This window comes from Brachybacterium sp. NBEC-018, assembly GCF_024860185.1.
GTDB lineage: Bacteria > Actinomycetota > Actinomycetes > Actinomycetales > Dermabacteraceae > Brachybacterium > Brachybacterium rhamnosum.
Map to the genome: position 1 here is coordinate 2,671,725 of NZ_CP100650.1, position 12,988 is coordinate 2,684,712.

Genomic DNA, 12,988 nt, shown 5'->3' on the forward strand with positions numbered 1-12,988 from the left:
CGACCACCGGGCCGGTCGTGCCTGTCGCTCAGGCGTGGTGCTTGAGGCTGCCCCGGAGGTCAGGGACGTCCGCGAGCAGGCGCTTGGTGTACTCCGCCTGCGGCGCGAAGATGACCTCCTCGGTGCTGCCCCGCTCGACGACGACGCCGTGCTCCATCACCGCGACGCGGTCCGCGAGGTAGCAGGCCTGGCCGATGTCGTGGGTGATGAACAGGACCGTGAGGCCCAGCTCGTGGCGCAGGTCGTGGAGCACGTTGAGGACGTTCACACGCAGCGACGCGTCGAGCATGCTCGTCGCCTCGTCCGCGAGGAGGACCGTCGGCCGCATCATGAGCGCGCGGGCGACCATGACGCGCTGCCGCTGCCCGCCGGACATCTGGTGCGGGAACTTGTGCAGCGCCTCCTTGGGCGTGAGGCCCACGTAGCCCAGGCACTCCTCGATGAGATGGTCGCCCTCCTCCTTCTCCACGCCCGCGAGCTTGAGGCTGCGGCGCAGCAGCGAGCCCACGGTGAAGAACTGGTTGAAGGAGGCGAAGGGGTCCTGGAAAACGGCCTGGACCTCGGACCAGTAGGACCGCAGCTCCTGGCCCTTGATCTTCGTGACGTCCTGGTCGCGGAAGGTGATCGTGCCGGAGGTCGCGGGCATGAGCCGCAGCAGCATCCGCGCGAGGGTCGACTTGCCGGAGCCGGACTCCCCCACCACCGCGAGCACGCTCGAGGCGGGGAAGTCGAGGCTCACGGAGTCCACCGCCGTGATGCTGCCGCCCGCGACGCTGAACGTCTTCGTCAGGTCGCGGCAGGACAGCAGCGGGGTCCCCGCCTCGGAGCGGGTGATCATCCCGCCGGCGTCGTCGACCGGGGCCGCGGCGGGTCCGGTGGCGCTCTCGGTCATCGTGCCTCCTCCGTGCTCGGTGCCGGGGCGGGCGCCCCGCCCCGGGCGCGGTCGCGACCGCGCTCCCGGGTCTCCGCGGTCGGGTCCAGCACCGAGGAGAGCAGCTTCTTGGTGTACGGGTGCTGCGGGTCCTCGACGAGCTGGCGAGTGGGCCCCATCTCGACGATGGAGCCGGCGTTCATGATCGCGAGCTTGTCCGAGACCTGCGAGAGGACGGGGAGGTCGTGCGTCACGAAGACGACGCCGGACATGATCCGCTGCTCCACCATCGCCAGCAGCATCTCCACGAGCATGCGCTGGCTGGAGACGTCGAGGGCGGAGGTGGGTTCGTCCGCGATCAGCAGCCGGGGGTCCAGCAGCGTCGAGATCACGGTGATGACGCGCTGCTTCATGCCGCCGGAGAGCTGGTGGGCGTACGAGTCGAGCACGCGCACCGGCATCTCGAGCATCTTCAGCCGGTCCCGGGCCCGGTCCAGCGCCTCGTCCTTCGAGACACCGGTGCGGTGGGCCCTCATGACGTCGTGGACGAGGCTGCGGATCCGCACCGTCGGGCTGATCGCGTTCATCGCGCCCTGCGGAAGCATCGAGACGGTGCTGCCGCGGTAGGGGCGGTGGCGCTTGACGTCCGCCGGGGAGAGCGTCGAGAGGTCGATGACCTCGTCGTCGATCTCGAGCGTGCCGGAGAGCACGTACAGCGGCGGGGCCGCGATCATCGCGAGGGTGTTGCCGAGCGTCGTCTTGCCGCAGCCGGACTCGCCGGCGAGGCCCAGGATCTCCCCCTCGCCGAGCTCGAGGGAGACCCCGTCGACGGCGGTGAAGTCCTGCTCGCCGCCGCCGTACACGGAGCGGACGTCGGTGACCCGGGCGAGCAGGCCCGACCGGTCCTTCGTCCCTGCCGATGCGGGGGCGGGCGGGGTGGTGGCGTGGCTCATGCCGCTCCTCCTGCGCTGGTGGGGACAGGCCGGGGATCGGCGCCGGCGGCGGGGGCCTGCTCGCCGGCGGCGAGCGCGGCGGCCTCCTTCGCACGGCGGGCCGCGGCCTGCTTCATCTGCTTCTTCTTGCCGCGCCGCAGGCGGGGGTTGAAGACCTCGTCGAGGCTCGCCTGCAGCAGCAGGAAGCCGAAGGAGACGAGGGTGAGCACGATCGTGGGCGGCAGGAAGGCCCACCATGCGCCCGTGGCGACCGCCTGGAAGGCGAGCGCCCAGTGCAGCTGGGTGCCCAGTGAGTCCGTGCCCGAGGGGCCGAGGCCCAGCATCGACAGCGCCGACTCGGCGAGGATCGCGCCGGAGACCTGCAGCACGAAGGCCATCACCGCGTAGGACAGGATGTAGGGCAGCACGTCCACCAGCAGGATGCTGGGCAGCCGCGCGCCGGAGAGCCGGGCCACGTCGATGTGCTCGCGGGTGGCGACCGAGGAGGCCTGGGCACGCACGGCGCGGGCCGTCCAGGGCCACGCCGTGATCCCGATGACGACCGCGAGCGACCAGATGCTGCTCTGCGGCAGCGAGATCGAGATCAGGATCAGCACGATGATCGAGGGGATCGCGAGCACCACGTTGGTGATGCCCATGAGGACCTCCTCGAGCCAGCCGCCGACGAAGCCGGCGACCAGGCCGACGGCGACGCCGATCGCGGTCGCGATGCTCCCCGCGACGAGACCGATGATCAGCGAGGTGCGGGTGCCCGCCATGAGCACGGCGAGCACGTCGTGCCCGAAGTTGTCCGTGCCGAGCGGGAGTCCCCCGCCGGGGGCGTCGTACAGCGAGCCGACCTTCTCCCCCGACCCCGTGGGGTAGAGGAAGCCGGCCAGGCCGAGCACGACGACGGCGACGACGATCACCAGCGAGACCCAGAACCGGGTGGAGAAGTTGAAGCTGCGGAACGGGTTGCTGCGAGGTGCCGACTTCTCGTCGGTCACCGGTGCGTTCGGAGTCGACATGTCACTTCTCCCCGGACTTGGCCGCGCGGATCCGCGGGTCGACGAAGCCGTAGACGATCTCCACGGCGAAGTTGGCCAGCAGCACCGCCACCGTGATGATCAGCGTGATGGCCTGGATCACCGGGTAGTCGTTCTGCGAGATCGCGTTGAACAGCAGCGTGCCCACCCCGGGGTAGTTGAAGACGAGCTCGGTGATGAGCGCGCCGCCCACGAGGGTGCCGATCGACAGCGCGAGCCCCGTGATCTGCGGGAGCATCGCGTTGCGGAAGATGTACTTCGTGATCGTGTTGTCGCGGATGCCCATGGCCCGGGCGTAGTTCACGTAGTCGCCGCCCAGCTCGTAGATCGCCATCGAGCGCATGCCCACGGCCTGACCGCCGATGAAGACGATCACGAGGGACAGGAACGGCAGCCAGTAGTAGCTCACGGCGTCCCAGAGGAACTCCGCGCTCAGCTCCGGGGTGAGGCCCAGCGAGTACGCGCCGCCCACCGGGAACACCCCGGCGACCACGGCGAGCACGTACAGCAGCAGGATCGAGAGGCAGTAGTACGGCATGGAGGAGAGGAACAGCGAGCTGGTGAACACGCTCCGGTCCCAGTTCCCGCCGCGGAACGCCGCGATCGCGCCGACGAGGTTGCCGAGCACCCAGCCGATGAGGATCGCGGGCAGCTGGACCGCGACGGACCAGGGAAGGGCCTGGCCGACGAGGTCGTTGACGGAGGCGGGGTAGTTCGCGAAGGAGGTGCCGAGGTCGCCCGTGAACACCTTCCCGAGGTACGTGAAGAACTGCTCCCAGAGCGGCTTGTCGAGCCCGAACTCCGCCACGTAGGTCTCGTAGATCTGCTGCTGCTGCTCGCCGGTGATGGAGCCGCCGCGGGTCAGGTTCGAGACGATGACGTCCACGGGGTTGCCCGGGACGAGCCGGGGCAGCAGGAAGTTCAGACCCACTGCTGCCACCAGCGCGACCAGGTACCACCCCGTCTTCTGCAGGATGTAACGGCCGAGGTTCACGGGTGCCCTCAGCCGCCGATCTTCTTTAGCTTGAAGATCCAGCCGTTGCCGGCGCCGCGGAACATCGGCGGCGCGTAGTCGTTCTCCTCGGTCGGGAAGTTCGACCAGTTGGTGGCGTTGAACTCGAAGAACTCGTCCGGCCGGTACATGAGCGGGAAGGCCGGGACCTCCTTGCGGTACAGGTCGTCGAGCGCGCCGATGGCCTCCTTCTTGGCGGTGTCGTCGGCCGCGGCGGCCGCGGCCTGCAGCAGGTCGTTGACCTCGCCGTTCTCCCAGCGACCGTAGTTGCGGTAGGCGGTCTGGCCGAGCTCGACCATGTCGACGTTGCTCATGACGTCGCTGAAGCGCTGCCACGGCGTGGAGGGGTTCGTGCCGGCCACGTACCAGCAGGCGAGGTCGAAGTCGCCGTTCTGGATGGAGGTCGTGACCTGGGCCTGCTGCGGGAAGTTCGTCGCCGCGTCCACACCGACCGCCTGGAGGTTCTTCGCGACGATCTCGAGCGCCGCGTTCCAGTCGGTCCAGCCCTGCGGGGTGATGAGCTTCCAGGGGCCGAGCTTCACGCCGTCCTTGGCGTAGAAGCCGTCGGAGCCCTTCGCGTAGCCGGCGTCCTGGAGCAGCTGCTCGGCCTTCGCCGCGTCGAAGCTCCAGCCGTCCGCCTTCGCCTTCTCGGCGTCAAGGAAGGCGTCCTCCGCGCCGCCGGGGATGACGAGCGAGGCCTGGACCTCCGCGGAGTAGCCGGACATGGCGGTCTCGGCGATCGAGCCGTAGTCCACGGCGTGCGCGAGGGCCTTGCGCACGGCGGGGTCGTCGAGCCCGGGCTTGGTGGTGTTGATGAGCAGCATCGGCATCGAGCCGGGCGTGAAGTAGGGCTTGTCCTGGAGGTAGGTGCCCACGGGCTTGCCGCCCTCCCACATCTTCCACAGCTGCGGGACGAACTGCTGCATGACGTCGAGCTCGCCGTTCTGGAACTTGAGGTTGCCGTCCTCGTTGGACTTGAAGATCGGGTGGATGATCTTCGTCATCGGCGGGAGACCGCCGTAGAAGTCCTTGCCCCAGTAGTTGTCGTTGCGGGCGAGGATGATCTGGGTCTGGTCGGCGAGCTCGAGGGTGAACGGGCCGGTGCCGAGCAGCTCGGTGGTCTCCCAGGTGGCGAGCTTGTTGCCGGTCTCCTCGGCGGCCTTCTCGAACACGGCCTTGGGGACGATGAACTGCTGGGCGAGCTGGGTGAGGACGCTGCCCACGTTCTTGCGGTCCTTGTTGATCGCGATGTTGATCGTGGAGCCGTCCGCGGTGATCTCGTCCGCCTCGATCCAGAAGGAGGCGATTCCGAGGCTCGGGTCGATCTTGCCGAGCTCGAACGTGTAGAGGACGTCATCCGCGGTGAACTCGGTGCCGTCGCTCCAGGTGATGCCGTCCTGGAGGGTGAGGGTGACGGAGTCGGTGCCCTCGGCCTTGTACTCCTTCGCGAGGCCAGGGAGCAGCTCGCCGGTGACGATGTCGAAGCGCAGCAGGGTCTCGTAGACGTACTGGGCGACATTGCTCGAGGCGGGCCAGGCGGGGGCGCCGGCGAAGGTGTTGAAGTTGGTGGGCGGGCTCCACTGGAAGCCGGCGATGTAGAGCTGGTCCGCCGCATCGCCCTTGCGGCCGCTGCCGGCCTGGCCGTTGTTGCCGACGCCCTGGAGGTCGCCGCCGTCGTCGGAGCCGCCGCCGGCGCCGCCTCCGGTCGCGCCGCCGCAGGCCGCGAGGGCGGCCGCGCCGCCCACGGCGCCGGTGACCGCGAGGAATCCGCGCCGCGTGGAGGGCAGCTGCGGGAGGAGACGGGAAGGAGAAGGGGAACTGCCGAGCGTGCCGCGATGGGTCATGGTGGCCACTGCCTCTCTGGGTGGGCTCCGCCGTTGGAGCCGCGGATCGACCTTGATCCGTTGCAGAGAAAATAGGCCTTGGCGACGAATAAACGCCCGTGACACGGGTCACGAACCGGTCACGATCGCAACCGGTTTCGGTGACCGCTCGGTCACCCGCTCCCCCGCACCACCATCCCACCGGGGCCGATGTCCTCCGTGAGCGTTCCCTCCTCGATGTGGCGCACCAGCAGCCGCGCGAGCAGCCGGCCCGCCTCCCGCGTGTCGCGGTGCAGCGCCGTGATCGCCGGACTCGTCACCGTGCAGAGGATCGAGTCCTCGAGCGCCACGATCGCGAGGTCCTCCGGAACCCGCACCCCGTCCCTCCCGAGCTCCACCAGCAGCTGCGCGGCGAGCAGGTCGTTGTCGACGACCACCCCACGGACCCCGTGGCTCCCCGCCTCACGGTGCAGCGCGAGCACCTCCCGCGTCCACCGGGACACGTCGTGCTGCTGGTAGTCCGAGTGCAGCACCGAGGCGCCCACACCTGCCGCGCCGCAGCGCTCGCGGAACCGTCTCTCCCGTGCCATCACGTGCTGGAACTGGGGCAGCCCGCCGAGGTACAGCAGGTGCCGGCCGGCCCCGGCGGGCAGGTCGTCCACCGCCGTCATCAGCCGGTCCAGCACGAGGTCCATCCGTTCGTCCTCGTCGACCGCGAGGCGCGAGATCATCGGCGAGAGCGGGGAGCTCGCCATCGCCGCCGCGGCGAGACCGGTGTGCTCGATCACCGCGGCCCGGGGGTCCTCGAAGCGGGCGTCGAGCAGGACCACCCCGTCCACCCGCCGCTCCGCCGCCCAGCGCGCGAGCAGCTCCGACTCCGCCTCGACATCCGGCACGAGCTGGATCAGCAGGGCGCGGTCCGTGAGCGCGAGCTCCTCCTCGAGCCCCGCGACCATGGCCATGAAGAAGCTCTCCGTGCCCACGGTCTCCGAGCTGCGGGCGAGGGCGAGGCCGAACACCCCGGTCGACGCCCGCGACAGCGCCCGCGCCGCATAGGAGGGCGTCCATCCCAGCGCCGCGGCGGCCGCCGCCACCCGCTCGCGGGTCCCCGCGGAGACCCCGGTGACGCCGTTGAGCGCCTTCGAGGCGGTCCCCTTGGACACGCCGGCCTCGCGGGCGACGTCGGCGAGCGTGGGGCTGGGCACGATGGCGCTCCTCTCCGAGGCGTGATGGGTCTCCGTGGCGATGGTGGGCTCACGGTAGGCGACCGGGGCGCTCGGCGCGCGGTGTTCCCCGCCGCTCCCGGCACCGCGGAGCTCGACGCACGCCGGGCCTGGCGATCATCGCACCAGGTGGGCGCCGCTCCTGCCAGGGAACAGCGGTACCTGGATCATGGCCGCTCCCCTGCCGACGATCCCTTACTGTGCACGGGTGCCCCTCCTCGACCAGCTCGCCGACCTCGGCACCCTGACCCTCGTCCTGCTGATCGCGGCGGCCTTCATCGCGGGCTGGGTGGACGCGGTCGTGGGCGGCGGCGGCCTCGTCCAGCTGCCGGCGCTGCTGACCGGTCTCCCGGCGGACACCTCGACCGCGACGGTGCTCGGCACGAACAAGATCGCGAGCGCGGCGGGCACGGCGACCTCGGCGCTCACCTATGTGCGCCGGGTGACGCCGGTGCTCGCGACCGTGCTGCCGCTCGTGGTGTGCGCGCTCGCCGGGAGCGCCGCGGGCGCCGGTCTCGCCTCGTTCATCCCCCGGGCCTGGATGACGCCGATCGTGCTCGTCGCGATCCTCGCGGTGGGCGCCTACACCCTCCTGCGCCCGACGATGGGGCTCGTGCACCGCCCGCGGCACGAGGGGCGCGGGCACGTGCTGCGGGCCGGGGCGATCGGCGGCGGCGTGGGTCTGTACGACGGGGTGCTGGGACCCGGCACCGGGTCGTTCTTCATCATCGCGATGGTCGCGTGGCTCGGCTACGGGTTCCTCGAGGCGAGCGTGCACGCGAAGATCGCGAACCTCACCACGAACATCGGCGCCCTGCTCGTCTTCGGGCTGCAGGGTCAGGTGTGGTGGCTGCTGGGGGCCGTGCTCGCGGTCGCGAACCTCACGGGCGGCTACCTCGGCGCGCGGCTCGCGCTGCGCTTCGGGTCCCGCTTCGTGCGGATCGTGTTCCTCGTCGTGACCGGCGCGCTCGCGATCCGTCTCGGAGCGGACACCGTGGCCCTGCTCACCTGAGCACCGAGGGCGTCACAGGGGGAATACGCCGCCGTGAGGTCTCGTTGCAGGAGACGTCTTCACCTGTCCTCGAGGAGGTCATCATGGATGCCACGACCCTGTTCAGCTACGAGAGCCATGTCGACTCCCGGTCCCTGCGCGGGCGCACGCTGCTCGTGACGCTCGGGGCGTTCTCCGACGCCGGCTCCGTGCAGGACCTCGTCGACGACCACCTCCTGAACTCGCTCTCGAGCCGGGTCGTGGGCCGCCTGGACATGGACCAGGTGCACGACTACGCGGGGCGCCGCCCGGAGGTGACCCTCGAGCTCGACCACTTCGCGGACTACGAGCGCCCGGAGATCCTTCTGCACGAGGTCATCGACCCCGACGGCGAGCCCTTCTTCCTGCTCACCGGGCCCGAGCCGTCCTTCCAGTGGGAGCGCGTCGCGAGCGCGCTGCGGATCGTGGTCGATCAGCTCGGCATCGAACGCACGCTCCTGCTGCAGGGCTTCCCCGCGCCGGTCCCCCATACCCGCGAGCTCCCGGTGACCCGTTTCGCCGGCACGCCGGACTCGATCTCCGTGCGGCGCACGATGCCGGGCACCTTCCGCCTGCGCGCGCCGTTCACGGCACTGCTGACGCTGCGCCTCGCGGAGTCCGGTCACGACGTGGTGGGCCTGGTCGCGCACGTGCCGCAGTACCTCCACGACGCGACGTACCCCGATGCCGCGATCGCGCTGCTGCGCGCGGTGCGCGAGGAGCAGGGTCCGGAGCTGCCGGTCGGAGCGCTCGAGTCCCAGGCGATCCCCGTGCGCGAGGCGATCGCCTCCCAGGTCGAGGAGCAGGAGCAGCTCCAGGAGATGGTGCACGGCCTCGAGCAGCGCTACGACCGCATGATCACCGCCGGCGTCACCGCGGAGGTCCCCTCGGCGGAGGACATCGCCGCGGAGGTCGAGCAGTACCTCGCGGGGCTCGACGACAGCGCTCCGACCGACGCGGCCGACGGCGCCGACGCCCCCGACGGCCGCCAGGAGCGCCCCGGCGCCGAGGGGCACCCCGGCACCGAGGATCACCACGCTCCCGAGGACGGCGAGGGGCAGTCCCCCGCCTGACCCCGAGGGCCCGTCAGCGCAGGACGACCGGCTCGTCCCAGCGCTCGACGGGGAGCTTCGGGTCCACGACCGCGGAGACCTGCATCGCGGTGAGCTGCACGTCCCCGGTGAGCGTCGTCATGAAGGCGGTCTCCGCGGCGTCCTGGCCGCTCGCGATCGCCACCATCGAGGCGCGCGGCGCGAGGTGCGTCGCGTCGAGCACGCGCCACGAGCCCTCGACGAGCGCCTCGACCACGAGGTGGAAGTCCATCGGCGAGAGTCCCGGCGCGTAGACGGACGTGCAGCGCGCCGGGATCCCGCTCGCCCGCAGCAGCGTCGCGGTGAGATGGGCGTAGTCGCGGCACACCCCCTGGCGGGACACGTAGGTGCTGCGCGCGGAGTCGGAGATCGTGCTGGAGCCGGGCACGTAGTCGAGGTGGCCGTGGACCCAGTCCACGACGGCGCGGGCGGCGTCGAGGCCGGTCCGCTCCCCCACCACCTCCGGGGCGATGCGCCCGAACTCGTCCACCTCGCAGTAGCGGGACGGCCGCAGGTGCACCACCGCGTCGACGGGCTCGGGCTCCTGCACGGGAGCCGGCCCCACCCCCGTCGCCGCGTAGGTGATCTCGAGCGTCCCCGCGGGCAGCGGACCCAGCACGTGCAGCCGGTTCCCGGCCGGGTCGCGGCTCTCGACGACGCCCGCCGGGACGCCGCCCACGGTCACCGTGAGCTCCTCCTCGGCGATCGGCGCCCGGGAGACGGCGACCAGCAGCGCCACCTCGGTCCCCTCGACGACCTCGGCCCTCATCCATGCCCGCACGTTCCGCTCCACCGTCCCAGTGTGCGGCACGGCCTCCGCGCCATGGACCGCGCCGGGGCCCGGGCCGCCCTTGGTCCGGAGTGATCCGCGGCATAGTGTGGAGGCCCCGCCGCGACGACCTGTCGCGCCGCCCCCTCGACCCCCGCAAGGAGCAGCTCCATGCCCCTCCCCGCCGATCGTCCCCTCGGCGTCGCCCTCGTCGGCTACGCCTTCATGGGCCGAGCCCACTCCCAGGCCTGGCGCACCGTCGGCGCCGCCTTCGACGGCCCGCCCGTGGCGCGCAAGGTCCTCGTGGGCCGGGACGAGGCGGCCGTCGGCGAGGCGGCCGCGCGACTGGGCTGGGAGGAGCGCGCGACGGACTGGCGCGCCGTGCTCGAGCGGGAGGACGTGGACGTCGTCGACGTCTGCACCCCCGGCCACCTGCACGCCGAGATCGCGATCGCCGCGCTCGAGGCGGGCAAGCACGTGCTGTGCGAGAAGCCGCTCGCCAACGACACCGCCTCCGCCGAGCGCATGGTCGCCGCCGCGGAGGCCGCCCGCGCCCGCGGGCAGGTCGCGGCGCTCGGCCACACCTACCGGCGTGTCCCGGCCCTCGCCCACGCCCGCGACCTCGTGGCACAGGGGCACCTCGGCGAGATCCGCCAGGTGCGCGCCTCCTACCTGCAGGACTGGCTCGTCGACGAGCAGGCGCCGATGAGCTGGCGCCTGCGCGCGGAGACCGCGGGCTCGGGCGCCCTGGGCGACATCGGCTCCCATGCGATCGACCAGATCCAGTTCCTCACCGGGCAGCGCGTGACCGCCGTGCGCGGCCGCCTCGCGACGATGGTCCCCGAGCGGCCCGGCGCGGACGGGCCGGAGCAGGTCACGGTCGACGACGCGGCCTGGGCGACCCTCGAGCTCGACGGCGGGGCCATCGCCTCCGTCGAGGCGAGCCGCATGGCCACGGGCCGCAAGAACGCGCTCACCCTCGAGCTGTACGGGACTCGTGGGGCGCTGCGCTTCGACCTCGAGTCCCTCGACGAGCTGTGGTTCCTGGACACCACGGTGCCCGTGACCGAGCAGGGATTCTCCCGGATCCTCGTGACCGAGCCCGAGCACCCCTATCTCGAGGGCTGGTGGCCGCAGGGCCACATCCTGGGCTGGGAGAACGCCTTCACGAACCAGGCCCACGACCTGCTCGCCGCGATCGCCGGCGGCGAGGCCTACGCCCCCGACTTCGCCGACGGCCTCGCCCTCCAGCGCGTGCTGGACGCGGTCATCGCCTCCGACGCCGACGGCGGCCGCACCGTCACCCTCTGACCCGGGAGCCCGGCTCCCCGGGCGGGCCCCCTCGCCCGCCCCGTCCCACCCCTGCCCCGCCATCGACCACCCTGCGAAGGAGCACTGCACCATGGCGCACCCCCACACCCTCTTCACCGGCCAGTGGGCCGATCTCACCCTCGACGAGGTCGCGGAGCTCGCGGCCGGCTGGGGCTACGACGGCCTCGAGATCGCCGTCGCCGGCGAGCACCTGGACGCGAGCCGCTGGGACGACGAGGAGTACGTCGCCGAGCGGCTCGGGATCCTCGAGAAGCACGGGCTGAAGGTCTGGACGATCTCCAACCACCTCAAGGGCCAGGCGATCTGCGACGACCCGATCGACTTCCGGCACGAGGCGATCGTCGGCCCCGCCGTCTGGGGCGACGGCGACCCCGAGGGCGTCCGGCAGCGGGCCGCGGAGGACATGAAGAACACCGCCCGGCTCGCGCAGAAGCTCGGGGTGGACACGGTCGTCGGGTTCACGGGCTCGAGCATCTGGAAGTACGTGGCGATGTTCCCGCCGGTCCCGCAGGACGTCATCGACCAGGGCTACCAGGACTTCGCGGACCGCTGGAACCCGATCCTCGACGTCTTCGAGGAGTGCGGGGTGCGCTTCGCCCACGAGGTCCACCCCTCGGAGATCGCCTACGACTACTGGACCACGCAGCGCACCCTCGAGGCGATCGGGCACCGGGAGTCCTTCGGGCTGAACTGGGACCCCTCGCACTTCCTGTGGCAGGAGATCGACCCGGTCTCCTTCATCACGGACTTCGCGGACCGCATCTACCACGTGGACTGCAAGGACATCCGGGTGCGCATCACGGGGCGCAACACGCGCCTGAGCTCGCATCTGCCCTGGGGAGATCCGCGCCGCGGCTGGGACTTCGTCTCCTTCGGCCGCGGGGACGTGCCGTGGGACGCGGCCTTCCGCGCCCTGCGCTCGATCGGCTACGAGGGGCCGATCTCCATCGAGTGGGAGGACGCGGGCATGGACCGCCTGCACGGCGCCGCGGAGGCCATCGAGGTGCTGCGCCGCTTCGACTACCCGGCCTCGGAGACCTCCTTCGACGCGGCCTTCAGCTCGCCGGCCTGACGGCCCGCCGGGGCGGCCTGCCACGGCCGGCCGCCCCGGCGCCGTGCGCGCCCGCGCACCCTGTGCGCTCCCCGTGACCGTCCCGGCGACCCGCTCCTAGGATGCAGGCATGACGCCCTCCAGCGACCCCCGCCCCGCCGACGGCGACGCCGGCCCGGATCCCCGGTCCGAGCGCGCCCAGATCGCCGACGCCTTCGCGCGGCTGGGCCCGGCCGCGCCCACGATCCTGCCGGGATGGGGCGCGCGCGAGCTGCTCGACCACCTCCTGCTGCGCGAGCGCTTCTGGACGCTGCAGCTCGGCGGCGCGCTCCCGGGCCCCGCAGGGACGGCGCTCACGCAGCGCAGGGAGGCGGCGCTCGACCTCCCCTGGGAGCAGAAGGTCGCGCTCCTGCGCGAGGGCCCCGGGCGCCTCTCCCCCGCCGGCCGCGCCGATGCGCTCACCGGCGACCTCGAGCTGCTCATCCACCACGAGGACCTGCGCCGCGCGCAGGACGGCTGGCGCCCGCGCCGGATCACCCCCGAGGTCGAGCGTGCGGCCTGGCGCGGCATCGGCGCCTTCGCGCGGCTCTCCCTGCGTGTCGACGCCCGGGTCACGCTGGTCTCACCGCGCGGCGGCAAGCAGGTGGGGCCGCGCCGCGCGGAAGGCAGCCTGCGCGTGCACGGTGAGGTGCTCGACCTGCTCCTGTGGGTGACGGGACGCGACGAGGTCGCCCGCGTCCAGATCCAGGGGGACGAGGCCGGGCTCGCAGCGCTCCGCGAGGGTCGCCGCGGCATCTGACCCGCGCGC

General features: G+C 71.9%; 12 protein-coding genes. 5 read left to right on the top strand and 7 right to left on the bottom strand.

Annotated elements, in window-relative coordinates; all coding sequences use genetic code 11:
• Nucleotides 1-28: 28 nt before the first annotated feature.
• From NLU66_RS12115 to NLU66_RS12140, 6 genes are all read right to left on the bottom strand, one after another.
• A complete protein-coding gene (locus NLU66_RS12115; RefSeq protein WP_259359929.1) occupies nucleotides 29-892 on the bottom strand; it encodes an ABC transporter ATP-binding protein in 864 nt (287 codons plus the stop codon).
• Complete coding sequence (locus tag NLU66_RS12120; protein WP_259359930.1) at nucleotides 889-1,824, bottom strand: ABC transporter ATP-binding protein; 936 nt, start codon at nucleotides 1,822-1,824, stop codon at nucleotides 889-891. The genes NLU66_RS12115 and NLU66_RS12120 overlap by 4 nt, the downstream gene beginning before the upstream one ends.
• A complete protein-coding gene (locus tag NLU66_RS12125) occupies nucleotides 1,821-2,831 on the bottom strand; it encodes an ABC transporter permease (RefSeq protein ID WP_259359931.1) in 1,011 nt (336 codons plus the stop codon). The genes NLU66_RS12120 and NLU66_RS12125 overlap by 4 nt, the downstream gene beginning before the upstream one ends.
• A gap of 1 nt (nucleotide 2,832) precedes the next feature.
• On the bottom strand, nucleotides 2,833-3,843 hold the full coding sequence (locus NLU66_RS12130) for an ABC transporter permease (RefSeq protein ID WP_259359932.1): 1,011 nt from the start codon (nucleotides 3,841-3,843) through the stop codon (nucleotides 2,833-2,835).
• Between the two features lie 8 nt (nucleotides 3,844-3,851).
• Nucleotides 3,852-5,705 (bottom strand): ABC transporter substrate-binding protein, encoded by a 1,854-nt coding sequence (locus tag NLU66_RS12135; RefSeq protein ID WP_259359933.1) that lies wholly within the window; start codon nucleotides 5,703-5,705, stop codon nucleotides 3,852-3,854.
• Nucleotides 5,706-5,857: 152 nt separating this feature from the next.
• Complete coding sequence (locus NLU66_RS12140; protein WP_259359934.1) at nucleotides 5,858-6,889, bottom strand: LacI family DNA-binding transcriptional regulator; 1,032 nt, start codon at nucleotides 6,887-6,889, stop codon at nucleotides 5,858-5,860.
• Nucleotides 6,890-7,115: 226 nt separating this feature from the next.
• Between NLU66_RS12140 and NLU66_RS12145 the strand changes: the two genes are divergently transcribed.
• Nucleotides 7,116-7,919 carry a TSUP family transporter gene (locus NLU66_RS12145; RefSeq protein WP_259359935.1) on the top strand — a complete coding sequence of 268 codons (804 nt, stop codon included), beginning with the start codon at nucleotides 7,116-7,118 and terminating at the stop codon, nucleotides 7,917-7,919.
• An 83-nt stretch (nucleotides 7,920-8,002) separates the two neighbouring features.
• On the top strand, nucleotides 8,003-9,010 hold the full coding sequence (locus tag NLU66_RS12150; protein WP_259359936.1) for a PAC2 family protein: 1,008 nt from the start codon (nucleotides 8,003-8,005) through the stop codon (nucleotides 9,008-9,010).
• Nucleotides 9,011-9,023: 13 nt separating this feature from the next.
• On the opposite strand, the gene NLU66_RS12155 is transcribed toward NLU66_RS12150, so the two are convergent.
• Complete coding sequence (locus NLU66_RS12155; protein WP_323374415.1) at nucleotides 9,024-9,821, bottom strand: transglutaminase-like domain-containing protein; 798 nt, start codon at nucleotides 9,819-9,821, stop codon at nucleotides 9,024-9,026.
• 147 nt (nucleotides 9,822-9,968) lie between these two features.
• Here NLU66_RS12155 and NLU66_RS12160 point away from each other — a divergent pair, with 147 nt between their 5' ends.
• The 3 genes from NLU66_RS12160 to NLU66_RS12170 all read left to right on the top strand — a co-directional run bounded on the left by NLU66_RS12160 (nucleotide 9,969) and on the right by NLU66_RS12170 (nucleotide 12,979).
• A complete protein-coding gene (locus tag NLU66_RS12160; protein ID WP_259359937.1) occupies nucleotides 9,969-11,108 on the top strand; it encodes a Gfo/Idh/MocA family protein in 1,140 nt (379 codons plus the stop codon).
• 91 nt (nucleotides 11,109-11,199) lie between these two features.
• Complete coding sequence (locus tag NLU66_RS12165) at nucleotides 11,200-12,201, top strand: sugar phosphate isomerase/epimerase family protein (RefSeq protein ID WP_259359938.1); 1,002 nt, start codon at nucleotides 11,200-11,202, stop codon at nucleotides 12,199-12,201.
• 109 nt (nucleotides 12,202-12,310) lie between these two features.
• The gene (locus NLU66_RS12170) at nucleotides 12,311-12,979 is read left to right on the top strand and encodes a TIGR03085 family metal-binding protein (RefSeq protein WP_259359939.1); all 669 of its coding nucleotides are present in this window, start codon (nucleotides 12,311-12,313) and stop codon (nucleotides 12,977-12,979) included.
• The last annotated feature ends 9 nt before the right edge of the window (nucleotides 12,980-12,988 follow it).

What these genes read in the sequence shown, in the direction of transcription:
- NLU66_RS12115 (WP_259359929.1), bottom strand. Translation starts at nt 892, where the DNA reads ATGACCGAGAGCGCCACCGGACCCGCCGCGGCCCCGGTCGACGACGCC.
- NLU66_RS12120 (WP_259359930.1), bottom strand. Translation starts at nt 1,824, where the DNA reads ATGAGCCACGCCACCACCCCGCCCGCCCCCGCATCGGCAGGGACGAAG.
- NLU66_RS12125 (WP_259359931.1), bottom strand. Translation starts at nt 2,831, where the DNA reads ATGTCGACTCCGAACGCACCGGTGACCGACGAGAAGTCGGCACCTCGC.
- NLU66_RS12135 (WP_259359933.1), bottom strand. Translation starts at nt 5,705, where the DNA reads ATGACCCATCGCGGCACGCTCGGCAGTTCCCCTTCTCCTTCCCGTCTC.
- NLU66_RS12150 (WP_259359936.1), top strand. Translation starts at nt 8,003, where the DNA reads ATGGATGCCACGACCCTGTTCAGCTACGAGAGCCATGTCGACTCCCGG.
- NLU66_RS12160 (WP_259359937.1), top strand. Translation starts at nt 9,969, where the DNA reads ATGCCCCTCCCCGCCGATCGTCCCCTCGGCGTCGCCCTCGTCGGCTAC.
- NLU66_RS12165 (WP_259359938.1), top strand. Translation starts at nt 11,200, where the DNA reads ATGGCGCACCCCCACACCCTCTTCACCGGCCAGTGGGCCGATCTCACC.
- NLU66_RS12170 (WP_259359939.1), top strand. Translation starts at nt 12,311, where the DNA reads ATGACGCCCTCCAGCGACCCCCGCCCCGCCGACGGCGACGCCGGCCCG.